We start from the raw sequence: 23,092 nt of genomic DNA on the forward strand, positions 1-23,092 counted from the left end.
TTTGGGCTGATCTGAACTTAGGAGTGGTCGCAACACTTCTAAGTTTTTTTATTTATCCAGTTTTCTGGCTGGGTTATAACTGATTTTTAGGCTTTTGTTCTCTCTTTCATTCGATGACGGTTTTGGTTAATAGTTGGTTTATTTTAGTTCGATGGTGTTATTTTTTATCTCATAATCAATACTTAACGACTTATTTAGCGCCTCCAGGACATCGGGCAGATTAAAGCCCGTAAAATCAGCGTTAAGCATATAGTGGTTCAATTTTTCGTTGGCTACAACAATGTGAGTTTTATACCTGGCATTTAATGCAGGTATAATATCTCTCACGAGTTTGTTATCAAATAACAAATCCTCATGGTTCCATATTTTAAGCGGGCTTTCATCAGATTTGACGATAGGCTTTAGCGTATGATCATGTGCAGAGTATACTGCTTTCTGATGAGGATAAAGCATCACATCACCGTTTTCTATATTTAACCGAGTGTTACTTATACTCTGTTTGGTTTTAATGCTCACGGACACTTTACCCGTTACTACTGCCACATCAGCTTCGTTGCTTTGCTCATTGTCACGTACACGAAAACTCGTTCCCCATACCTTGGTAATAATAGAATGGCTGTTGATTATAAAAGGGCAATCCGGGTTTTTAGTAACCTCAAAAAAACATTCACCCGACATAAGAACCACACGTGATGATGCTGCGAATACTTTTGGGTATTTCAACTGCGAATTAGGGTTTAGCCAAACCGTACTGCCATCGGGAAGTTTTGATTTATAAATGCGATGCGAGTTATTGGTAATGGCGACCATATTCTGTTGGTCACCCGCTATTTCCTCTTTGTGTCTCCTGTTTGCCTGGCGGTATAAACCTATCATTAAGGCTATCAATAACATGGCCGCTACTGCACCTACCCATAACCAGGTAGTATTTCCTTTATGTATTGCGGGGATCTCCTGATTATTTACAACATCTATATTTTTGAGTATACTGTTATATATTTTTTCTTCCAACGCCTTCTGCTGAGAAGCATTTAAGGCCGAAGTATAATCAGCATCCTGTTCAAATGATTGGTACCATTGTTTTACAAGAGTGGCCTCATCATCTGTACATTCGCCATTAATATACCTTTCCAGTAATTCAATAGATAGATGTTCTTTCATGAAAAGAAAAAAATTCGGTTTATACAATGATTGACGTTTGAGAAAGACACATCCCTTAGTCGGCTGGTAACTTTTTTTTAAAAAATTATTTCAGCAGTAAAAACAGCATAAGGACAAGGTAGTGGGTAAGTGTAAGCCTTATTTGTTTTATAGCTTTAGTGAGATGCTGCTCTACCGTTTTTTCGGATATACCCAGGTAGCTGGCTATTTCCTTATTACTTTTATGTTCTTTCCGGCTCAGCTCAAATACAGAACGGCATTTATCAGGCAGGTGGCTTATTTCTTCGTCAATTGTATAAACCAGATCTTTCAACATGATAGAATCTTCGGTCGAATTATCAACCTCGGTATGTACAACTTTAAAAGCCTCTTTATAACGTGAACGCACCAGTTCCTTACGATAAATGTCAATAACCTGGTTGGCTATAGCCGAATACAGGTATGCACCTATGGTAGTGTTGATTTGCAGTACATGTCTTTTTGTCCAAAGCGTAGTAAAAAGCTCTTGCACAACCTCTTCAGCTAATTCCCTGTTCTTTAGCCGCCTATATGCCTCGTCAAATAATTTTTTCCAATGCCGGGAGTATATTTCACGGAACGCACCAAGCCTGTCTTGCTTCAGCAATCGTATCAGTTCCTCTTCAGACAGCTCTTCTGTGAAATCAATCATAACCTAGGTAACAGCAGGTTAATAACATATAATTAAAATATTAACCAATCGACAAAACTGAAAAAAAAATAACAATCAACCAAGTCCGGATTGTAATAGTTTCGTTGAATTTTTATTTTCCCTCGTAACATTTTAGCTATTAAAAACTTACAAAGTGTTATAAAAACACTTTGCTGTATAAAAACGGATCTGCAACTACATTATTATTTTCATAATTAACAATAATCAAAAGCAACAAAATTGCATTTAATAATTATATTTGTTCCAATTTAAATAAATTGAAAGATGAGCGTGACAGCAGCAAAGCCAGTTACTATAATCACTGGTTTTCTCGGTGCCGGTAAAACTACTTTTCTGAACGGGTTGATTGCTTACAAAAACACAGAGAAACTGGCCGTAATCGAAAATGAATTTGGCCTGGAAGGGATAGACGGACAACTGGTTATTTGTGCCGATGATAAGCTGTTTGAGCTCAGCAATGGCTGTTTGTGCTGTACGTTGAATGAAGATTTTTACTCACTGCTGGAAGTTTTATGGGAAGGCCGCGAAGGGTTTGATGAGCTCGTAATAGAAACCACCGGTATTGCCAATCCAGCTTCAGTAGCAGCCCCCTTTCTTACCAATGCCAACGTGCCTTACTACTATAAGCTCAAAAGAGTAATATGCCTGGTAGATGCCCGTAATATTGAACAACAACTGCGAGAAACTGACGAGGCGCGCAATCAGATCAGTTTCAGCGATATTTTACTCATCACTAAAACAGACATGGTAACTGCAGAACAACTAGCCTATATTGGAAAACTGTTGAAAGGCATTAATCCCCTGGCTGTTGTATTATCGGGCCATCGCGAATGCTATCCTTTTGCTGAAATTTACCAAACCTCACGCAACGCAATAGTTGAAGCTAAATCGCCCAAAGTAGCCAACCGGACTTTTACATTGCAACATCATCAACATGAAGATCTGGTCTCGTTAAGTTTTAATTTCAACGAGCCTTTTGATTTGCAGCTGCTATCGCACCGCTTAACTGTTTTTTTGAACTTTCAGGCTAAAGATGTTTATCGTGTAAAAGGTATTTTTAATATTCACGAGCAATCACAAAAAATCATCATACAATCTGTTATGCAAGATTTGGCTGTCGCCGCCGGCGATATCTGGGCTGAGGATACCGAAAGAAACAGCCGTATTGTATTTATTGGTAAAAATCTGAACCCGGCTGGGTTTGAAAAAATGTTAAGACAATGCTTTTATCGACACATTTAAACATCTACGGGTATATTACCTGGAATCCTAATCCTAACATTTTTGATCTTGGCTTTTACGCCTTGCGTTGGTATTCAGTTTTATTTTTAGGTGGCTTTGTATTGAGTTATCTCATCATCAAACAACGTTTTAAAAGTGCTCTTATTAACCCTTACCTGCTTGAAAAACTTACTATTTATATCATAGCTGGTACGCTGATTGGCGCCCGGTTGGGCCATTGCCTGTTTTACGATTGGGAGTATTATCATTCACATCTGATAGAAATAATTTTACCTTTTCAGTTTACTCCAAATTTAAAAGTCACTGGTTATCAAGGGCTGGCAAGTCATGGTGGTGGCATCGGTATATTTATAGCACTTTGGCTTTATCATCACAAATACCAAAAATATATAAACCTGCTGTGGGTTATGGATCAGCTGGCTTTAGTTGTTCCACTGGCTGGATGTTGCATTAGATTGGGCAACCTCATGAACTCTGAAATTATCGGTCGCCCGACGGAGAAGAACTGGGCATTTATTTTTGTTAGGGACGATGGTATTCCCCGGCATCCAGCTCAGCTTTATGAAGCTTTAACATATCTTAGTATTTTTATTATTCTAAATTTAGTAACCAAATACCGGTCATTAAAAAATGGTTTTCTGCTTGGTTTATTTCTGGCTTTAGTGTTTACCGCCAGATTCCTGCTGGAAGGTCTGAAGGAAGATCAGGCTGCCTTTGAAGCTCATATGTCACTAAATATGGGGCAGCTATTAAGCATTCCTTTTATTGTAGCAGGCATTATCCTAATGGTCATTAAAGGTGGCAAGAATACTGTAATGCCTGGTAAGATTGAAACCATATAAATAAAAGGGGGTAGCTTGTATATACAAGCTACCCCCTTTTATTATGAATAGGCAGATACTTAATTTTTATGTATCTCCAGTTCGCTGATCAGGTTATCGGCATGGCCCAACTTATCCATACACCATAACACGTAGCGGATATCCACGCAAATGGTTCTTTTATATTTTTTGTCGAAAGCGATATCCCCGCTCATAGCTTCCCAGTTACCATCAAACGCCAAACCAATCAATTCACCGTTACCATTTATAACCGGTGAACCGGAATTTCCGCCTGTAATATCATCATTAGTGATAAAACAAACCGGCACAGTTCCATCAACAGCATACTGACCAAAATCCTTTTTCTTATAAGCATCAATTAGTGAAGATGGCAGATCAAATTCACTATCACCAGGCTTATACTTTTTCATTACCTCATCCAAATTGGTGTTAATATTATAGTGCTTACCATCTTTCGAGGCATAATCCTGCACGTTGCCATAGCTTATACGCATAGTGGAGTTAGCATCCGGATACATTAACCGGCCCTGGTTTTTCTCGAGTAAGGCTTTCAGGTATATCTTATCCAATTTTTCCTTTTGTTCCTCAAAGTCGCTCACCTTTGAACCAAAGGCATTACGAGCATAAGCACGGGGGCTCACCTGCCTGGCATATTGACAAGCCGGATCGTTACCCAATACTTCGATAGAGGGGTTTTTCATAAATTCTTTAAATTTATCCGGGTTGATCACGATGCTCTTACTCCAAAGTTCATCAGCAAATTTTGTAAATGATTCTTCAACGGTAGCCCCATTGTATTTCTTAACAATATCTTCTATGAACTGTGGATGCTGATCTTTCGGAACACCTGCATAATAAGTAGCCATAATCTGCGCGAAGATCTTTTTATCGGCTATTTCGTTATAGTTATTTACATAACTATCATTCACCTCTTTCAAATCTTTCTTGAGTTCTTCTACTGCTTTGGCGTCGTCCTTACGAGCCGCAAGGCTCCTCAAAATATTATAAGTAACGAGTGTATTATAAACAAAACCAGGGGCCAGCAAACCCTCTTCTACAAAGGTGCGGTGAATGGCATAAGGTTCATAGGCGGCATACAGTTTCTTATAACTGTCCATTAAACCCGCATAAGCTGGCTTATCAGCTGCCCATTGCGTAAACTCAGCTTCCTCTTTCAGTTTTTGATCATAAATATCCAGCTGCTTTAGTTGCTCTGTTTGACCAATAAAATATTTCCAATAATTGGCTATCTCAGCATACTTTGATGACAGTTTGAGGCGGGTATCTATACTTTTGTTCATCTCCTCTTTCCAGGCTTTGAGGCGAATATCACGCAACTTCACGATTACCGGGTTGGTTTCTTCAGTAGCTAGCCTAACACCATTTGAAGTCAGAAACCTGTCTGTATGACCTGGGTATCCATACACCATAGCAAAATCACCATTTTTAACGCCTTTGATAGATACCGGCAGGAATTTTTTAGGTACCAGCGGCACATTATCAGCTGAGTAAGTGGCCGGTTTACCATCTTTGCCACTATAAATTCTGAAAATAGAAAAATCGCCGGTATGCCTTGGCCATTCCCAGTTGTCGGTATCACCTCCAAATTTACCAATGGATTGAGGGGGGGCGCCCACCAGGCGAACATCGTTATAGGTTTCATACAGGTACAGAAAATATTGATTGCCGTCAAAAAAATCTTTTACAGCACCCTCATAGCCCGTACTCTTGGTGGCATCAGCTATCAGCCGATTTTTAACCTCTTCCAGCTTTTCTCCACGGTTGGCTTCTGTAGCACCTTGTAAAGCGGCGGTTATCTGCGGAGTTACATCTTCCATTCTCACCAAAAACTGTACAAACAATCCTGGTATGGGTTTCTCCTCGGCATAACTTTTAGCATAAAAGCCATTGTCCAAAATATCATTCTGTGGGGTTGAATTAGCAGATATAGCTTCATAACCGCAATGGTGATTGGTAAAAACCAGACCTTTATTAGATACCACTTCACCCGTACAAAAACCGCCACCCAACGAAACAATGGCATCCTTAATACTGGCCTTATTAATATTATAAAGATCTTCTGGAGTTAGTTTAAAACCCTGCTTTTTCATCTGATCATAGTTTTTACCTATCAGCATAGGTATCCACATTCCCTCATCTGCCTTAGCTGCCTCCATAAAAATGAGTGGGAGCACCAACACGGCAACCATTAATTTAAGTTTATTCATACTATTGGTCTAAAATTTTCAAATATAGCTATTGTCTATTAAATCCTTATTGATAAACGCGCCTGCCGCTGTCCCCAATGCTACGGACATGGATACCGCACGCATAGGAGTAGTATTATCACCAGCCGCATAAACTCCTGGGATACTGGCACGACCGAAACCATCTACATTAATATAACCAGCATCTGTCAGCTCACATCCCAGTTTCTCGGGCAAGTCGCTATGCTGCACAAAAGCCGGCCGGTGATATAAAGCATTTATCAGATATATCTCATCATTTTCCAGTGATATACCTTTAAGTTGACCATTTTCATGAACAATTTCCCTGATCCTGTTTTCTTCAATATTAACATTGCGCGACTGAAGGTTTTTCACCTGCTCAACACTCAATGTTGATACTCCATTGGTAAAAAGTGTAAGATCTTTTGTCCAGTTGTTGATAAGTTTCACATACTCATATCCTACATCGCCGTTTCCTAAAATACCTGTTGGTTGCTGGCGCACTTCGTAGCCATGGCAATAAGGGCAATGTATTACAGAGATCCCCCAGCATTCGGCAAAACCTGATATATCAGGCATCACATCCTTTATACCGGTAGCAAAAAGCAGTTTTTTGGCAATATACTTTTTGCCCGACAGCGTTTGTATGCGAAAACCATCTTCTTTGGCAATAGCTTCTATTGCTGTATCAGCAATTAGCTTAACTGTGTCATACATCATGAGCTGTTCAAGAGCTATTTGGGTAATAGCTGCTGGCGTCTCGCCGTCGCGGGTTAAAAAATTATGCGAATGTGGGGTTTGCTGATTGCATGGTCTCCCTGAATCAATCACTAAAACCTTGCGTAAAGCGCGTCCCAAAGAGGTTGCAGCCGACAGTCCGGCATAACTGCCTCCAATAATTATTACCTCAAAATCTGTTTCGAAACTATTCATCACTTTCATCTTCATTATTGTGGGTTGAAAGTTAATGAAGAATAAATTAAAATGCAACTTAATTGCATTTAATGGCAATATTAAGAACTGATAATGAGTTGATAATCATAAAATCACCAACCCGTTATGGTTATTCTTTATAGTATATTTTTACTTAACGGCTAGCGTAAGTGTGGTATAATAAAACCCGCCGATAGCCGGACCTCCCAAAAATGAATTATAATATTTGTTGGTTAAGTTAGTAGCACCAATTTTGAGATTAAGTCCGGTTTTTAAAAAATCGTAATTCACCTGTGCATCTATAGTTCCATAATGATCAACATTGCCATTCACTAAAAATGATTGCCAGTAAAAACCGCTTTGCCATTTATAGCTGGCATTAAAACCAAAATTGCCAATAACCCGGTTACCGCCAAAAGAAAAATTGGTGATCCACTGCGGTGTATTAAAACCATCTTCCAACGCGTCCTCATTAGCGGTACGCTGTAGTTTGGCATAGGACACATTGCCTGTTAATACATAATTTTGAAATAATTTATAGGATAAGCCTAAACTGCCGCCAATGTTATATACCGTACTTTGGGAGTTTGTCCACGCACGGTAGCGGGCCTGTTTGTTTTTATCATTCAGGTAGTAAGGTATCGAGTCGGTTTTTTGAGTATTGGGGACATTGATCTCTACCTGGCCTATGAAATTATTATATTTATTGTAATAAAAATCGGCATCGACACTGAGCTGACCATCAAAAAGTATTGATTTATAACCCGCTTCAAAAGAGTTAATATGCTCGGGCTGCAAATAGGTATACTGGTTCTTTTTAAGCAAGCCCTTTTCTTTTTCAATTGCCGCATTGGTATTGATACCACTATTAAAGTCATTTTTCACAGCCGCTTGAAATGCGTCGATAGAGGTGCGCAGGTACGAATTTTCAAATATACCATTTGATACTACCCTTAAACCTCCTATACGCTTAACACCACCGCTATTTACATTAGAGAAAGCTTCGAAGATACTCGGAAAGCGATAACCACTCTGAAAAGATACCCGAAAGTTTTGCTCAACCACAGGCGAATAGACCGCGGTAAAACGAGGATTTAGCTTCAAGTCAAAATAATCATTTCTGTCTGCTCGCAACGTGGCCGATAGTTTCAATTCCCGATCAAAAAACTCTTTGGCTACTTGCACAAAGCCCCCAGTCTTACTATAATCAATGTTACTATATTCTTTACCTGGCACATAATTAATAAAGTAATTACCATCTGGGTGAATAATATATGTGCGGTGATCAAAACCAGCCAGGAGATCAAGTCCGGTCTCTTTTTGAAAAGTTGAAGATATGGCATTGGAGATATTTACTTGCCCCTCTACATGAAACAAATCATCCTTTACTTGTAGGGCTGCGCCAACATCCCAATTGTTGATATCGGCCAATTTATCCAGTGTGTTCTTAAATGCGGCTGTTCCGGGTTGGTATCTACCTGCATCAGCCAATTGCCGGGCTTGTTGCAAGGCCTGGGGAACGGTAGCTCCCGACGCCGTAGCCGAATTAAACCCTTTGGTAAAATCAGCATACCAGGTGTTATCATTTTTAAAGTTCCTGTCTATATTTTCACCGGCTGAGCGAAGGTTGTATGATTTCCCAGTGTTCTCGCTTGTCCAGTAACCGCGTACCTGGTAAATGTTATTTTTGATCTCTAAAGCGTGTTGCTGCAAAATATAACCCGACAGCCGGAACCGATTGGCGCGCTGGTAAATATTATCCAGATCAGCAAAGCGATAGGTATAGTTGATGCGGGTATTATCATTTAGTTTATAAGCTAAACCCACATCTACCTTAACATTATGCAGATTATAACTGGTCACATCTTTTTCGGCATAACCGGTACGAGCTATGGAATATTGCTTACCTCCTAAGGTAACCGTTTTACGGTCTGATGACTCATTACCATAACCGTTTACCGGATCGTACCCCGGATTATCGGGGCCTCCCCCTATTCCCAGTTTAGCGTTAGCAGCTGCATTTAAATCGGCTGTATTATCGGCTATCCAATCATAGCCAGTGGTATAGGTACCGTTCAATTTAAAAGCGAACTTTTTCGACAATGCTTTGGCTATCCGAAAACTGGTTTCGGAAAATAAATGCGCCGAGGTTTCTTTATCACCTACGTGGTTAACTCCTGTTTTTTGCTGGATGCTGACGCCCTGAGTAGTAAAAGGATCTTTCGTAATAAAATTGGCCAAACCATTAATGGCATTCAAACCATATAAGGCAGATGCTGTACCTGGGATGATCTCCACACTCTCAATATCCAGATCGCTCGGCCCTAAAGCATTACCAATAGGTGCCCCGATATGTGGCGCCTGATTATCCACACCATCAACTAATTGCGTAAAACGCACATTAGTAGTATTGGCAAAACCCCGCGTATTAATAATACGGAAACCCAGACTGGGTGTTATCAGCTGTACCCCTTTTACATTTTCCAACGCATCAAAAAATGACGGAGCTGCCGAACGCCGGAAGTCAGCCGCTGTTATTTTTTCAATACTTACGGGTGATCGTAAAATGCTTTCGCTGATACGCGAAGCCGAAACTACAACTTCATTAAGCTGTTGTTTTTTTATTTGCGTAGTGTCGTTTTTAATTGATGTGGTATCCCGTTTGAGTATTTTTTTACTGTTCTGAGCATAAAGCATGTTGCCAGAAAGCAACAATAGTGTTAGGGGTAAATACTTTTTGTGCATGGGTAGTTGTAAGGATATACTAATTTCGATATGTTTTTATTTATATAACGATATTCAAACAATAACCAATTCCTTTTATTGAATTGGTTATTGTTTTCCTGATAAATATATTATTATTATAAAGTTTAATATTATACTCAAAGAATAAATATTAAACTTTATAATAAATAATCACCTATTTACCGGCTTAGTCGTTTATAAATAGCAAACCTTACAAACTTTCTGATTTTTTTCAGGATAAAGGGCACTACCTGTCAAAACGGTAACAGAACATTGATTTCTATTATAATACCCGGAAGGAAGTGGGGGCTTTATTTACCAGAGCTTGGCTTTTGAGTATTTTGAATGTAGACTTGTTTCCAGTAAGCTTCGATATTTTCCAATGAACGGCCCTTGGTTTCGGGGATGAGTTTAAAAGTAAGCCACAATGCTGGCGAGCAGCAGAGTGCGAATAGCCAAAACGTCCAGGATGATCCCAGACCTTCCAGCATAACAGGTGTTAGCTGTCCTACTAAAAAATTACCTATCCACAATGACAACGTAGCCAAAGCCATGGCCTTTCCCCTAATAGCATTAGGAAATATTTCGCCTACAACCACCCAGCAAACCGGCCCGAAAGAGAATGCGAAACAAGATATAAAGGTGAGTATAAAGATCAATATCCATGGCCCGGTAGTTATTCCGAATGCGAACAAAACCCCGATGATAAGCAATGATATAACCGCACCACCAATGCCCGCAAATAATAAAGGCCTGCGTCCCCATATATCAATGGTAAAAATAGCTACGAAAGTAAATACTACGTTAACTAGGCCTATAGTTACCTGGCCGCCAAGTGCATTGTTAAGCGTGAAACCCGCCTGCTCCAAAATTCTGGGGCCATAATAAATAACCGCATTTATACCGCATACTTGCGACAGGAAGGGTAACAATAAGCCTATCCACAAAGCTTTACGGTAAACCGGGGTGAATAGCTCCTTAATGGAACCATCATCATTATCCCTATCCAGTGTTTTAAAGGCATCCATTTCCTTCTGTACAGCCTCAGCACCATCAATTTTAGTGAGTATCGTCTTTGCTTTTTGTTCCTGCCCTTTTAACAACAGCCACCGTGGCGATTCGGGCACTACAAAGAGGCAGATCAAAAATATAGCTGCAGGCAATGCGCCCAATCCCAGCATGCCCCGCCAAACCTCGGTTGAGAATATTTTGTTGATCCCAGCATTGTTAAACGTATCTGTTATATGGCTTGCCAAATAAGCGTTCGAAAAATAAGCCAGCACAATGCCAATAGTTAAAGCGAGTTGATATAATGATACCATCATTCCCCGGAAGCGTGAGGGCGAGAATTCAGAAATGTATAGCGGCGATACCATAGAGGCTACACCAATACCCAAACCGCCAATTAAGCGAAACACAATTAAAACAGTAAATGAGTTTGACAGCATACAGCCCAAAGCAGATACCAGGAAAAGCACAGCCGAAATGATCAACACGATTTTACGGCCGTATTTGTCACTCAGTTTGCCGGAAAGACTAACACCTATAATACAACCTAACAAAGCACAGCTTACAAACCAACCTTCGCTAACCGCATTTAAGCCAAAGTCATGTTTAACCAGGCTTACTGTCCCCGAAATTACGGCAGTATCAAAACCAAATAAAAATCCGCCGAGAGCAGCCACAAGACACACCAGGTAAAGATATATTCTGCTCGGTTTTGCGGTTGTATTATTTTCGGGAACGATTACTCTGCTCATTTTAAAAAGGCTTTGATCACTTTTGCACGGTTTTTACCCAGGTTGGTTAATGTATAAGATTCTGCCGCTGCTGGTACAACAAAAGTTTCGGCATAGGCAAAAGTTTGTTCGGTTCCATTAGCTATTTTTATGGTAATGGCCGATCCTTCAACCAACATCATTACGTGGCACTGATTATGGGTTTCAACCAAGATCTCTTTGTCAAACTCCATCCGGTGTACATCATAAAAATGTTCCTGGTGGGTTGGTACATGAATCAATTGCCAACCTTCGCCCTCTTGTATAACCTCTTGTTTTGAAATAAGCTCTGCATGAACTTTTTCACCCTTCCGATCAAAATTAAGGTTATTAAAGGCGTGCTCAATATTGATGGGACGGGGGTTACCATCAAGGTCGAGCCTTAACCAATCATACATTTTAAAGGTGAAAATATAAGGCGTGGCACTGATCTCGAGCACCAGGTTGTTAGCTCCCGCACTATGCACGGTACCATTCGGAATCAGGAACAAATCGTGTTTTTTAGCTACATGGGCCTGAACATAATTCGTGATCTCTACTTCTTTGTTATCACGCTGACTGGCCTCCAATACCAACCTAAATTCTTCGGGTTGAATATTTTCCTGGAAGCCAAGATAAACTTCTGCCTTATCCTTGCAATCCAGTATATAATAGGTTTCGTCCTGGGTTATGGTTTCACCAAAGTTATCCTGTATATATTCTAGCGAAGGATGACATTGGATAGATAAGTTGCCTCCATCATAAGTATCCAAAAAATCGAACCGGATAGGAAACTCGTCACCAAATCTTTGCGCATGAACACCCAGCACTTCCTGTTGATTATTAAACATCAGAAAATCAAAGGACACCTCTAGCAAATAACCACCGCTTTCAAACACCAACCCATTCTCAGGCACAATCAGCTCAAAAGACCAAGCGTAGTTAACCACATCTTTATTGATCTTTTCGATGTGTTCACGTATCCAATGTCCCCCCCATGCCCCTGGCTCAAACCAGGGTCTAACCCTGATAACCGATTGGCTAAGGTTATTCAGACCGTCCACAAGATCGGTTTTGTGCATCCAGTTAATATCATCGGGCCATTGTCCGTCGGCAATAATGCTTATTTGATCAAGTATTTGCTTTTTTTGGTTGTTTAATAAAACCCAATCAACAAAATAAAAGCGTTTATACATGTAAAACGCCTCATTAGCTTCGGCAGCACCCAAGTTGGTTATAGCTCCCGCCCGCATCCTGAATTGCAATTCATTTTTGGGCAGATCTATATAAATTATCGGTGCATCCCAGTCAATCAATGTCGCTCCTATACCCATCACTATATTAATGTCTACTGCCTCACTTGGAAATTGCTCCTTCAAGCTATTCAACTCATATAAATCGTGAAGAGAAAGGGTACATTTGGTTCCCCAAACAGCATCGCGGGTACCCATAAATGGCTCTACCAAAGTTTCCACTTCTTCCTCGGGCTTTAAATATGCTGAAGTTTTTACCCAGTTAACCGTTAATCCATCTGCTATAAAACACTCATTCAGTGATTCCTTGATTACATTCCACAAAACCCCGGCGTAGCCATCAATGATCACCGTTTTTTTTTCGATGATGTATTGAGCCAATGAATGATATCCGTTAAGAATCTTTCCTCCTCCTAATGAACATACTGGGTAAATATTATATCCATCTTGTTCTATATTATTATTTAATCTTACAGGCATTAAAAACTGCGAAGTTTTTCGAAACTGTTCGTAGCTGGTTTTGTTCAATTCAGAGGTTAGATTGGAGTTCATTTATTTGTAATAATGTATGTACATATTTATTTATGCAGATAAAAGTCCTGCAGGATATTTCTATAAATAAATATTCATAATTAATTGGCTTATTATTTATTATGTACAAACATATAAATAAATTCATGATACAAGTAATTTCTAATTAATTTATTTTTGTACTTAAAAACACTAATCATCAAATACTAAAAACTATTTCGGCACGTCTTTATGTAGCAACAAATAAACTTATTGAATAAAATGGTTATTATTGTAATTCACATTAATAAATGAAATACGTTATAGATCATAAAAGCCCTATTCCTTTACACGTACAGGCCGAAGCCCTATTAAGAACGTTGATAGCAGAGGAAGAGTACCAGGAAGGCAAACTTTTGCCCAATGAGGTTGATCTTGCCAAAAAACTGGCTATATCACGTACCACTCTAAGGCAAGCTATCAACAAACTGGTTTTTGAAGGGCTACTGGTGCGCAAAAAAAGGTTTGGCACCAAGGTTGCTCAGGCAGCGGTTAGCTCAAAATCAAACAACTGGTTAAGTTTTTCGCAGGAAATGGCATTAAGGGGCATTCCCATTAAAAATTTCGAACTGCATGTTACCTGGGTGTTCCCGGATGAAGCGCTTGCCAAATTCTTTGAAATAAAAACTGATCGCAAAATATTAAAAATGGAACGGGTAAGGGGCCGTACCGATGAGCCATTTGTTTATTTTGCGTCTTATTTTCATCCCCGTGTTGGCCTTACAGGCGATGAAGATTTTAAAAGACCGCTATACGAAATGTTAGAACAAGATCACTCTGTTATCGCCACCTTGTCAAAAGAAGAAATCAGCGCAAAATCAGCCAATACCTCTATTGCCGAGAAACTGCGGATAGCCGTTGGCAGCCCCGTACTGTTTAGAAAAAGATTTGTTTTTGACCAGGGCGAACGACCAATTGAATACAACCTGGGTTACTACAAGGCAGATAGCTTTGTATATACAGTAGAGAGTACGCGGTAAATATCTGAACTATCATTATATTTAATTTGATGCCTGACTCATCAAATTAAATTTCCAGATTACTTCTTCCTTTACTTCTTAAAATTCATGTATCAGTACTTTATATTAAGTACGAGGCCGCTTAGGATTAAATGCTACCAAATAAGTTAATTCCTCATTCAAAGCAGTACGCCCTCCTTCTTTACGATTTTCCTGGTAATCTGATTGATTGAGTCTTGATTTAATTGTGTGAAAAACCTGTAATAATATCTCAGGGAATATCCTGGCAGCAATGGTTGGATAATAATCTTTTTGAATTTTTATCCGTTCAATATCCGTAGCCATACTTAACTCCCAGTTATCTTCTCCTTTAAAGCCGTGTTCTTTGGCTGTATTCAACAAATCGAACATATACATACGGGTTTGTTTTTCTATTGCTTGCTTGTCTACTATCATTGTTTATTTGCTTTACTTGTTTACAACAGCTCAGCAATTCATGATACAATAACATTGTTCTTAACAATAAGATAAACAATTGCATTGCTCATTTTGGCGCTGATGTTGGTATTGTTTTATTAGCTAAAACTTAATTATCACCGTGTCAGAAAATGGCAATGCCTAAGAATTTATTCGGTGGTAGGAAAGGAATTGTTTAAAGGTAAGCATATTTTATGGCATCAGCGGTTTTAATTTAGCCGGTGAGATAAAAACAAAATGCGCTCCGGGTTTTACCCCGGAACACACTTGCTTTCCAAAAACTATAACCGCTTATAGTGGAAGTCTTTAACCGACCCAATGAGTTATAATTACGTCGGCACCAGCTAAATGGTTTTTACAGGTGTAAAATTAACACGTATTCGGTCATAATCAGTATCTTTTTTAAAAAATTACTGCAAGTTGTACTAGTGGCACATCTTGTTTTGCCTTATAACGGATTGTCTGGGGCAAACAAACTCGCGCTTTTCTGCAAAAAGCCAAAATCATAACATTAAAGGATAGTTTCGGCGAATTTTATTGAACCTTGTTTAAATATCTTTGTTAAAATATTTGCGGCTTTAGCCGTTGTTATTATCATCTATTATAAACATCTGTTATGGCCAACCCATTCAAAGAAGCGAGTGTCGACGAAATAAACCAGGTAATGAAGCGCTCGTACGCTGCGTTCGGTATCTACAGAAAAAAAAGCATCGAAGAAAAGAGCATTTTTCTGGATACCATAGCCCAGGAAATTGAAGCATTGGGCGATGTATTGCTGCAAAAAGCATCCGAAGAAACCAATCTGCCCATCGCACGCCTCGCCGGCGAACGCGCCCGCACTACGGGGCAGCTGCGTATGTTTGCCACCATGCTACGCGAAGGTAGCTGGATAGAGGCCACCATTGATACGGCACAGCCCGAACGCGCTCCTCTGCCCAAACCCGATCTGCGTAAAATGCTGATCCCCCTGGGGCCGGTGGTTGTTTTTGGAGCCAGTAATTTCCCCTTCGCATATTCCACCGCCGGGGGCGATACTTCAAGCGCACTGGCTGCGGGCTGTCCGGTAGTAGTAAAAGCCCATCCGGCCCATGCCGAAACTTCCGAAATGGTATATGGCGCTATAAAAAAAGCCATAGCTGCCTGCCATATGCCTGCCCATGTTTTTCAGCATGTACATGGCACCTCGTTCGAGAGTGGCAAGGCCCTGGTACAGGCCGAGCATACCGCAGCGGTAGGTTTTACCGGCTCAACCGCGGGCGGCAAAGCCCTGTTTGAGTACTCGGCACAAAGGGAAAACCCAATACCTGTTTTCTCCGAAATGGGCAGTATTAACCCGGTGATCTTTTTACCGGACACCCTGCAAAAAAACACGGCCGACTTAGCCACGCAATATGCAGGCTCCATTACCTTAGGTATGGGGCAATTTTGTACTAACCCCGGCTTAATGCTCGCGGTAGACAGCCCGGCCCTGCATGATTTCCTGGAACATTTAAGCACCGGCATCAAAGCGGTACAACCCGCCAAAATGCTGCATGCCGGTATCCATACTGCTTATCAGAAGAAAAGCACCGCGGCTCTTAAGCAGGATGGCGTAACCCTGGTTCAACAGGCTGAAGCAACAGCGCATGATATAGAGGCATTGCCCATTATTGCCCAAGTAAGCGGCGAAACCTTTTTGCAGAATCCGCTGCTGCACGAGGAAGTTTTTGGCCCTTACTCGCTCCTGGTTAGCTGCCGCGATGAGCAGGAACTGATTGCCGTTTTAAAATCGGTATCGGGTCAACTCACTACCACCATAATGGGTACCGAAAAAGACCTGACCGATCATCCGGAGTTGATTGATCTACTACCATCCATTGCTGGTCGTATACTATTTAATGGTGTACCTACCGGGGTTGAGGTTTGCGCCAGTATGGTACATGGCGGCCCTTCGCCTGCTACTACCGATAGCCGCTTTACCGCTGTAGGTATTAACGCGGTAAAACGTTGGGTTCGCCCGGTATGTTATCAAAACTGGCCCGACAGCCAACTGCCACTGGCTCTGCAGAATGCCAACCCGCTGAATATATGGCGTATGGTTGATAATGCGTGGAAGAGGTAACCTCCATGTATAAACATGTCATTGCGAGCGCAGCGTGGCAATCTCCTCGCGTTTCTCATGGATAGGAATAGCTACGAGATTGCTTCGTCGTTCCTCGCAATGACATAAAAGAGTTACTTGCGCCATTTCTCTCAGGACCCTAGCAACTGCAAAGGTGGCCCATTTTGTTAAAAAGTGGGTTTACATGGTTTACACTTTTTATGGTTTACATTTATATATATAATTGAAAATCAATCAACTAATAAATTTTAGCGCAATTATTGGTGTTTTAGTGTAAACCATGATTACTTGGGTTTACATTAATCAGCTTTATAGTCTTTTGGTATTTTGTCCACTCAGGGTCTCGCAGAGGACTCTGAGTTTATAGTCAGGACATAAACCTCAGGGTCCCTTTCAGGAGACCCTGAGGGGACGAAAAAGCAAAAATTAAAGTAATCACACCAGGCCCCTACCAAGGGGCTTTTTTATTGAATATATAGCTTAACTTTATAATTAAATCACTTGAGTAATGCGACTTTTTAACCCACCATTAAGTTTTAACCCTAAGATTTTATTCGTTACAAAGAACGACCATATCAGCTATACGATTTCAACAGATAATGGTAGTATAGGTTGGCTTATAACACGAAATGGGATTGATATAGATATTCAGCCAAATGGTAAACAGAATATAACGGAATCAGATAGGGATTATATTATAAATGAATTTTTGAAATTCAATAGAAAATAAACCTTTTGTCCACTCAGGGTCTCTCGCAGAGGACCCTGAGTTTATACGCAGGACAGAAACCTCAGGGTCCCTTTCAGGAGACCCTGAGGGGACGAAATCGGCTTCATAGCATTTTGGTCTTCCCAGCATTTGTGGTTTGCAATGAGTACGCGGGTGAAGAGTGTCAATTAATATCCCCTCTTGAGAGGGGGAGCGTTGGGAAGTGTGGTGGCGGGGTGTGTTTCTTCACGCAGATAACACACCCCTTCCCCCTCTCAAGAGGGGAGTCGCACACCCTCCCGCTCCTGCTGCTGATTAGCTTCACGTCATTTCCTTTATAAAAATCTCTTTGATGCTTTCTATTTCCCTGGCATAGATAGTTTTCTTGCGCATGGAAAAATAGAGGGTATTCTCTACCTTTTTCCGGCCTTCCCATATCAGTTTTACATCCCCGGCTTCTATCTCCCGTTTACATAAAAAATCGGGGATCACCGCCAGGCCCGTACCACTGCTCAGACAGCGTACTATCGAATTTAAATTCGGCACAATAAAATTGGGTTTAAAGTTGGGTCTACGGTTAAAGTTGTTATACCAAAAACGGAGCCAGTGCTCCATATCGCCGGTAGTGCCATACCAGCGTTGCGCTGTAAGCCATTGTTCTGCACCAATCATATCATCCTGTGCCAACAGTTTATCCAATTCGGCACAGTCAATATTTTTTCCGGCAACCAGCACAATCGTTTCTTTGGAAAAAGGGGTGTATTCGATGCTTTTATTACTGCCTTTTTCTGGCGTGATGATCAGGTCGAGAATGCCATTGTCCAGGTCGGCCAGCATTTGCGGGTATTCGCCAAACTTAATGATCACGTTAAAAGGCAGCGTAGCCAGGTAAGGCTCCAGCGTGATCTGGAAGGTCTCGAAACACATCCCTATACTAATAGTGGGTGTATCCTTTTCGGTACTGCGGTGGAAATGTTTTTCGGCCAATTCCAGCTTTTGCAGTGCTTCCTGGATATAGTTATACAAGATCTTGCCGCGCTCGGTCGAAACCATTTTGCGGGAGGTACGATCAAACAGTTTATAACCTACATACGCCTCTAACGAGCCCAGGTGTAAACTCACGCCGGGCTGAGATACATAAAGGGATTCGGCCGCACCGGTAAGCGTACCTGTTTCATATATCGCTTTGAAAGTTCGGTACCATTCTAAATTTACCATGATCTTTACTATTATAATTCTGATACAAATGTATGATTTAAATTATTTTAATAGTAGATGAATCCGACATAATTTTGTGTCATCAAAATTGAAATAAGAAAATGAAAAAAATATTTGTAATAAACGGAGGACAAAAATTTGGTCACTCCGGTGGAAAGTTTAACAAAACCATAAGCGATGCCAGTGTTGAATTTTTCAGCAATCAGCCTGACTATGAGGTAAAATATACCGATGTGAATGATAACTATGATCCTGCCGAAGAAGTTGAAAAATACGTTTGGGCCGATGTGGTGATCTATCACATCCCTATCTGGTGGTTCCAGGTGCCCTATGCGCTAAAACAATATATCGACCTGGTGTTTACCGAAGGCCACGCCAAAGGCATTTACCACAGTGATGGCCGTTCATCAGCCAACCCGGCTATCAATTATGGCACAGGCGGTATGCTGCATGGCAGGCAGTATATGTTAACCTCATCATGGAACGCCCCGCGCGAAGCTTTTACGCTGCCCAATGAATTTTTTAAAGAAACCAGTGTAGATGATGGCGTGCTGTTCGGTTTTCACCGCATGAATGCCTTTACAGGGATGACGCCTTTAAAAAGTCTGCATTTTCATGATGTAGAAAAAAACGCCGACATTGAGCGCGACCTGCCCATTTATATTGATCATCTCACCGAAAATTTCATCACCAATCCACAAACACAACAACATGAGCATTTACTTAACTGCAATAATTAAAAGCATCCCCGGCGAGGCCGAATCTTTAAAAACCCATTTACTGGAACTGGTAAGCCATTCTACCAAAGAAACCGCCTGCCTGCAATATGATCTGCATCAAGCGGATGATAAGAACACCTTCATCTTTCATGAAGAATGGAGCGATGCCGCCGGTTTGGAATTGCACAACGGCCAGCCACACATCCAGCGTTTTATTAGCAACACCACCCATCTGCGCGATGGCGATATTTTGATTTACAAAACACAGCCGGTAAAATAATTGCCGGCAACACAAAAATGGAATACAGAAAATTAGGAAATACAAAGCTGCAGTTATCGGCCATTACTTACGGCGCATTTGCCATTGGCGGTAATATGTGGGGCGGGAACGAGGAACAAGAATCGATCAAAGCCGTACAGGCATCTATCGACCATGGTGTTAGCACTATTGACACCGCGCCATTTTATGGCTTTGGTTTAAGTGAAGAATTAATAGGCAAAGCTGTGGCCGGGTATGATCGCAGTAAAATACAACTGCTTACCAAATTTGGCTTGGTATGGGATCAAAGCAATCAGGGCAAAGGCGAGTTCTTTTTTGACGCTGCCGATAATGATGGGAACAAACTGCCTGTTTATAAATATGCGGCTAAAGAGAGCATTATCCGCGAAGTAGAAGCGAGCTTAAAACGCCTGGGTACCGACTACATCGACCTGCTGCAAATTCACTGGCCCGATGCCACCACCCCCATAGCCGAAACTATGGAGACACTGGAACTGCTGATCAAGCAAGGCAAGATCAGGGCAGCTGGTGTAAGTAATTACAGCCTGCAGCAAATGCAAACCTCGCAGCAAAGCATCCAGCTGGCGTCAAACCAGGTACCTTACAGCATGCTTAACCGCGCTATTGAACAGGATGTGGTGCCTTATGCCCAGCAAAACCATATCGGCATTATCGCTTATAGTCCGCTGGAGCGTGGCCTGCTCACCGGCAAATACAAACCCGATTTTAAGCTAAGTGATGATGATCACCGCAATGGTTATTTCAACCAGTTTTCGATAGGTAAAGTAAACCTGTTTTTAGAAGCTATCCGTCCGCTGGCACAGGAAAAGAAGGCAAGCTTATCGCAATTGGTATTACGCTGGACAACCCAGAAGCCCGGCATTACCGTGGTACTGGCAGGTGCCCGCAACGCAGCCCAGGCCATTGATAACGCCAAAGCGGTTGACTTTAGCCTTTCGGCAGAGGAGCTGGCTTTTATTGGGCAGACGTTTGAGGGGGTGTTTGGGTAAGACCTCACCCAAGCCCTCTCCAAAGTAGAGGGAGCTAAAAACAAATTGAAATAAATAAAATACAAGGTAAGATTATTACATGAGGGCTCCGCCGTTTAGGAGAGGTGTTGCCGCAACTTCCCCACAGTTGTCTTCTTAAACTCCGCCACTTCATCGGCAGCATATTCATTGGCCCAGGTTTCCAGCGCTGATAGTGCGGGACCCAGGGCCTTGCCTTTTTCGGATACCCGGTAGCTTACCTCCGGTGGGAACCCCTGTTTTTCTTCACGTATGATCAGTCCGTCGGCTTCCATTTGTTTGAGATGATCAAGCAGTACCTTTTTGGCTACCTTGGGGATAATACGCCAAAGCTCGGTAAAACGCATTTCGGCATTGTGAAACAAATGGTACAAGATAATGGGTTTCCACTTGCCCGAAAGCATGGTGAGGGTAACATTAAGACCGCAATGTTTAAACTGGTTGTAATTCATGGTTACCAAATAGTGAACGGGTTACAAAAAAGTAACCTTCTTGAGGTTACCAAATGATAACATCATCTTTGAAGCATCAAATTTAAATGCTTTACCATGAACTTACAATTATTGCGCAACGCAACCCAGATATTATCCGCCAACGGCAAAACTATTCTCATCGACCCTATGCTTGCTCCCAAAGGCAGTTATGACCCTTTTCAAAATACCCGTAATAATTTGAGGAACCCGCTGGTTGATTTGCCTATCACCGAAGATGAGTTGCATACGCTGATAGCCAAAACCGACGTCGTATTACTTACACACCTACACCTTGACCATTGGGATGCTACCGCCCGCGAACTATTGCCTAAAGATATTACACTATTTTGCCAGCCTGCCAATACCGAAGCGATACGTGAAGCGGGTTTTACAAACGTTATCCCTGTTCATGATGAATTAGTTTGGGACGATATCCGCATCAGTCGCACCGGCGGCCACCATGGGACAGGCGAAATAGGCGAACGCATGGGCATTGTTTCGGGATATGTGATAGCTTATGGGAACGATAGCATCTATATTACCGGCGATACCATTTGGTGCACCGAAGTACAGGATGCGCTGGACAAGTATCATCCTGCTCATGTCGTACTCAATGGTGGTGCTGCCCGTTTTATAACCGGCGACCCGATTGTGATGGATATAAACGATATCATAACCGTTTGTAACTATGCGCCCAAAGCCAATGTTCATGTAGTACACCTGGAAACCGCCAATCATGGTACCGAAAGCCGTGCCGATATTAAAGCAGCCTTATTGGCGCATAACCTCACTGAGCGCTGCCATGTACCTAATGATGGCGAGTGGTTTATATAACACAAGATTTTACTTTACGAACCTTTTCATCAGGTCGGGAGTCATTTGGGGGAGTTTAATTTTGTAGCGGTAGCCACCTTCAAAAGCATCCTCCTCCTTTAAAAACTCGTGACCTTTTTTGCTTATCCAGTAGGTTTCGGTATAATGCTTACCCTGATATTCGCTTTCGGTAAAGAGCTTCCAGCAATCTACCTTGTCGTTATTCGTAGTGGCTATTACCTCGCTGCCTGTCACTTTATAGGTCACATAAGCAGGTGGATCTAAACCTGCATCATAAAAATTAATGGCAAAGGTTTTACCCGCGGCCAACGGCAGCATCTCAAAAGTTTCGATATCCAGGTTCCAATTAAAATTGGGTCGCTTAAACGCCAGCGAAAAATCTTTAGCGGTATTATCCTTTACACTATCGGCTCCGGTAATTTTATCTGCGCCCCAGTTATATGCTTTTATTTTACCGTTAATGGTTTCGGCATGGTAAAGCGGTGCAAAATCAGCAGTTCTGTTAACCGAATATACAGACCGGTATGCAAGCGTATCGCTGCCAAACCAATGCTGGTTTATGGTAAATACCTTTTCGTCGTTTCGGTTTTCGATGGAGGTATTACGTATCCAGTACCAGAAACGTAAATTCTTTTTATTCTTCAGCATCTGAAAATACACCAGGTATTGGCGGTTGCCTGTTTGCAGCACCTGTGTCATGAGTCGTTTATCCTGCAGGCGTATGGTATCTGCTTGTGCCCACACCGGTTTCAAATTACCCATTAACGCCCATAGCAAGGCCAATGTGGCGATAATAAATTTAAAGATGGAGCAGTCAGTTCTCATGATAGTTAATTGTTATTTACTATGAATGATCAAAACTGTAGTTTATC

General features: G+C 41.4%; 19 protein-coding genes. 8 read left to right on the plus strand and 11 right to left on the minus strand.

Features of this window, described 5'->3' with window-relative positions; genetic code table 11:
- Positions 1 to 138 precede the first annotated feature (138 nt).
- Positions 139 to 1,161 (minus strand): FecR family protein, encoded by a 1,023-nt coding sequence (locus BW976_RS21405; RefSeq protein WP_076376304.1) that lies wholly within the window; start codon positions 1,159 to 1,161, stop codon positions 139 to 141.
- A gap of 85 nt (positions 1,162 to 1,246) precedes the next feature.
- Positions 1,247 to 1,831, minus strand: a complete 585-nt coding sequence (locus BW976_RS21410; protein WP_076376306.1) for an RNA polymerase sigma factor — start codon at positions 1,829 to 1,831, stop codon at positions 1,247 to 1,249.
- A gap of 285 nt (positions 1,832 to 2,116) precedes the next feature.
- Between BW976_RS21410 and BW976_RS21415 the strand changes: the two genes are divergently transcribed.
- A complete protein-coding gene (locus BW976_RS21415) occupies positions 2,117 to 3,094 on the plus strand; it encodes a CobW family GTP-binding protein (RefSeq protein WP_076376308.1) in 978 nt (325 codons plus the stop codon).
- Positions 3,073 to 3,936: a prolipoprotein diacylglyceryl transferase gene (gene lgt / locus BW976_RS21420; protein WP_076376310.1), complete on the plus strand. Its 864-nt coding sequence runs from the start codon at positions 3,073 to 3,075 to the stop codon at positions 3,934 to 3,936. Before BW976_RS21415 ends, lgt begins: the two co-directional genes overlap by 22 nt.
- A 59-nt stretch (positions 3,937 to 3,995) precedes the next feature.
- Here lgt and BW976_RS21425 read toward each other — a convergent pair whose 3' ends face one another.
- The 5 genes from BW976_RS21425 to BW976_RS21445 all read right to left on the minus strand — a co-directional run bounded on the left by BW976_RS21425 (position 3,996) and on the right by BW976_RS21445 (position 13,404).
- On the minus strand, positions 3,996 to 6,164 hold the full coding sequence (locus tag BW976_RS21425) for a S46 family peptidase (protein WP_076376312.1): 2,169 nt from the start codon (positions 6,162 to 6,164) through the stop codon (positions 3,996 to 3,998).
- Positions 6,165 to 6,182: 18 nt separating this feature from the next.
- The gene (locus BW976_RS21430) at positions 6,183 to 7,112 is read right to left on the minus strand and encodes an NAD(P)/FAD-dependent oxidoreductase (protein ID WP_245834762.1); all 930 of its coding nucleotides are present in this window, start codon (positions 7,110 to 7,112) and stop codon (positions 6,183 to 6,185) included.
- Positions 7,113 to 7,247: 135 nt separating this feature from the next.
- Positions 7,248 to 9,842: a TonB-dependent receptor gene (locus BW976_RS21435; RefSeq protein WP_076376314.1), complete on the minus strand. Its 2,595-nt coding sequence runs from the start codon at positions 9,840 to 9,842 to the stop codon at positions 7,248 to 7,250.
- Between the two features lie 311 nt (positions 9,843 to 10,153).
- On the minus strand, positions 10,154 to 11,602 hold the full coding sequence (locus BW976_RS21440) for a sugar porter family MFS transporter (RefSeq protein ID WP_076376316.1): 1,449 nt from the start codon (positions 11,600 to 11,602) through the stop codon (positions 10,154 to 10,156).
- Positions 11,599 to 13,404, minus strand: coding sequence for a class I mannose-6-phosphate isomerase (locus BW976_RS21445; protein WP_076376318.1), 1,806 nt, complete (start codon positions 13,402 to 13,404; stop codon positions 11,599 to 11,601). The genes BW976_RS21440 and BW976_RS21445 overlap by 4 nt, the downstream gene beginning before the upstream one ends.
- 269 nt (positions 13,405 to 13,673) lie before the next feature.
- On the opposite strand from BW976_RS21445, the gene BW976_RS21450 reads away from it, so the two are divergent.
- Positions 13,674 to 14,402: a GntR family transcriptional regulator gene (locus tag BW976_RS21450; RefSeq protein ID WP_076376320.1), complete on the plus strand. Its 729-nt coding sequence runs from the start codon at positions 13,674 to 13,676 to the stop codon at positions 14,400 to 14,402.
- A gap of 105 nt (positions 14,403 to 14,507) precedes the next feature.
- Here the strand turns inward: BW976_RS21450 and BW976_RS21455 are convergent, their stop codons facing one another.
- The gene (locus BW976_RS21455; RefSeq protein WP_076376322.1) at positions 14,508 to 14,837 is read right to left on the minus strand and encodes a hypothetical protein; all 330 of its coding nucleotides are present in this window, start codon (positions 14,835 to 14,837) and stop codon (positions 14,508 to 14,510) included.
- A 637-nt stretch (positions 14,838 to 15,474) separates the two neighbouring features.
- On the opposite strand from BW976_RS21455, the gene BW976_RS21460 reads away from it, so the two are divergent.
- On the plus strand, positions 15,475 to 16,959 hold the full coding sequence (locus tag BW976_RS21460) for an aldehyde dehydrogenase (NADP(+)) (protein ID WP_076376324.1): 1,485 nt from the start codon (positions 15,475 to 15,477) through the stop codon (positions 16,957 to 16,959).
- A 1,030-nt stretch (positions 16,960 to 17,989) separates the two neighbouring features.
- Here the strand turns inward: BW976_RS21460 and BW976_RS21470 are convergent.
- On the minus strand, positions 17,990 to 18,886 hold the full coding sequence (locus tag BW976_RS21470; protein ID WP_076376328.1) for a LysR family transcriptional regulator: 897 nt from the start codon (positions 18,884 to 18,886) through the stop codon (positions 17,990 to 17,992).
- Positions 18,887 to 18,987: 101 nt separating this feature from the next.
- Here BW976_RS21470 and BW976_RS21475 point away from each other — a divergent pair, with 101 nt between their 5' ends.
- Genes BW976_RS21475 through BW976_RS21485 form a run of 3 tightly spaced genes read left to right on the plus strand, consistent with a single transcriptional unit; the run spans position 18,988 to position 20,895 of the window.
- Positions 18,988 to 19,626: an NAD(P)H-dependent oxidoreductase gene (locus tag BW976_RS21475; protein ID WP_076376330.1), complete on the plus strand. Its 639-nt coding sequence runs from the start codon at positions 18,988 to 18,990 to the stop codon at positions 19,624 to 19,626.
- Positions 19,598 to 19,885 carry a putative quinol monooxygenase gene (locus BW976_RS21480; RefSeq protein WP_076376332.1) on the plus strand — a complete coding sequence of 96 codons (288 nt, stop codon included), beginning with the start codon at positions 19,598 to 19,600 and terminating at the stop codon, positions 19,883 to 19,885. Before BW976_RS21475 ends, BW976_RS21480 begins: the two co-directional genes overlap by 29 nt.
- 17 nt (positions 19,886 to 19,902) lie before the next feature.
- Entirely contained in the window at positions 19,903 to 20,895 is a 993-nt protein-coding gene (locus tag BW976_RS21485) for an aldo/keto reductase (RefSeq protein ID WP_076376334.1), read from the plus strand.
- Between the two features lie 95 nt (positions 20,896 to 20,990).
- Here BW976_RS21485 and BW976_RS21490 read toward each other — a convergent pair whose 3' ends face one another.
- Entirely contained in the window at positions 20,991 to 21,365 is a 375-nt protein-coding gene (locus tag BW976_RS21490; protein ID WP_076376336.1) for a winged helix-turn-helix transcriptional regulator, read from the minus strand.
- Positions 21,366 to 21,461: 96 nt separating this feature from the next.
- Between BW976_RS21490 and BW976_RS21495 the strand changes: the two genes are divergently transcribed.
- The gene (locus tag BW976_RS21495; RefSeq protein WP_076376338.1) at positions 21,462 to 22,220 is read left to right on the plus strand and encodes an MBL fold metallo-hydrolase; all 759 of its coding nucleotides are present in this window, start codon (positions 21,462 to 21,464) and stop codon (positions 22,218 to 22,220) included.
- Between the two features lie 9 nt (positions 22,221 to 22,229).
- Here the strand turns inward: BW976_RS21495 and BW976_RS21500 are convergent, their stop codons facing one another.
- Positions 22,230 to 23,045: a DUF3108 domain-containing protein gene (locus BW976_RS21500; RefSeq protein ID WP_076376340.1), complete on the minus strand. Its 816-nt coding sequence runs from the start codon at positions 23,043 to 23,045 to the stop codon at positions 22,230 to 22,232.
- Between the last annotated feature and the right edge of the window lie 47 nt (positions 23,046 to 23,092).

The organism is Mucilaginibacter lappiensis (genome assembly GCF_900155965.1).
GTDB lineage: Bacteria > Bacteroidota > Bacteroidia > Sphingobacteriales > Sphingobacteriaceae > Mucilaginibacter > Mucilaginibacter lappiensis.

What these genes read in the sequence shown, in the direction of transcription:
- BW976_RS21485 (WP_076376334.1), top strand. Translation starts at nt 19,903, where the DNA reads ATGGAATACAGAAAATTAGGAAATACAAAGCTGCAGTTATCGGCCATT.
- BW976_RS21440 (WP_076376316.1), bottom strand. Translation starts at nt 11,602, where the DNA reads ATGAGCAGAGTAATCGTTCCCGAAAATAATACAACCGCAAAACCGAGC.
- BW976_RS21435 (WP_076376314.1), bottom strand. Translation starts at nt 9,842, where the DNA reads ATGCACAAAAAGTATTTACCCCTAACACTATTGTTGCTTTCTGGCAAC.
- lgt (WP_076376310.1), top strand. Translation starts at nt 3,073, where the DNA reads ATGCTTTTATCGACACATTTAAACATCTACGGGTATATTACCTGGAAT.
- BW976_RS21480 (WP_076376332.1), top strand. Translation starts at nt 19,598, where the DNA reads ATGAGCATTTACTTAACTGCAATAATTAAAAGCATCCCCGGCGAGGCC.
- BW976_RS21450 (WP_076376320.1), top strand. Translation starts at nt 13,674, where the DNA reads ATGAAATACGTTATAGATCATAAAAGCCCTATTCCTTTACACGTACAG.
- BW976_RS21425 (WP_076376312.1), bottom strand. Translation starts at nt 6,164, where the DNA reads ATGAATAAACTTAAATTAATGGTTGCCGTGTTGGTGCTCCCACTCATT.
- BW976_RS21445 (WP_076376318.1), bottom strand. Translation starts at nt 13,404, where the DNA reads ATGAACTCCAATCTAACCTCTGAATTGAACAAAACCAGCTACGAACAG.
- BW976_RS21500 (WP_076376340.1), bottom strand. Translation starts at nt 23,045, where the DNA reads ATGAGAACTGACTGCTCCATCTTTAAATTTATTATCGCCACATTGGCC.
- BW976_RS21475 (WP_076376330.1), top strand. Translation starts at nt 18,988, where the DNA reads ATGAAAAAAATATTTGTAATAAACGGAGGACAAAAATTTGGTCACTCC.
- BW976_RS21415 (WP_076376308.1), top strand. Translation starts at nt 2,117, where the DNA reads ATGAGCGTGACAGCAGCAAAGCCAGTTACTATAATCACTGGTTTTCTC.
- BW976_RS21460 (WP_076376324.1), top strand. Translation starts at nt 15,475, where the DNA reads ATGGCCAACCCATTCAAAGAAGCGAGTGTCGACGAAATAAACCAGGTA.
- BW976_RS21490 (WP_076376336.1), bottom strand. Translation starts at nt 21,365, where the DNA reads ATGAATTACAACCAGTTTAAACATTGCGGTCTTAATGTTACCCTCACC.
- BW976_RS21405 (WP_076376304.1), bottom strand. Translation starts at nt 1,161, where the DNA reads ATGAAAGAACATCTATCTATTGAATTACTGGAAAGGTATATTAATGGC.
- BW976_RS21410 (WP_076376306.1), bottom strand. Translation starts at nt 1,831, where the DNA reads ATGATTGATTTCACAGAAGAGCTGTCTGAAGAGGAACTGATACGATTG.
- BW976_RS21470 (WP_076376328.1), bottom strand. Translation starts at nt 18,886, where the DNA reads ATGGTAAATTTAGAATGGTACCGAACTTTCAAAGCGATATATGAAACA.
- BW976_RS21495 (WP_076376338.1), top strand. Translation starts at nt 21,462, where the DNA reads ATGAACTTACAATTATTGCGCAACGCAACCCAGATATTATCCGCCAAC.
- BW976_RS21455 (WP_076376322.1), bottom strand. Translation starts at nt 14,837, where the DNA reads ATGATAGTAGACAAGCAAGCAATAGAAAAACAAACCCGTATGTATATG.
- BW976_RS21430 (WP_245834762.1), bottom strand. Translation starts at nt 7,112, where the DNA reads ATGAAGATGAAAGTGATGAATAGTTTCGAAACAGATTTTGAGGTAATA.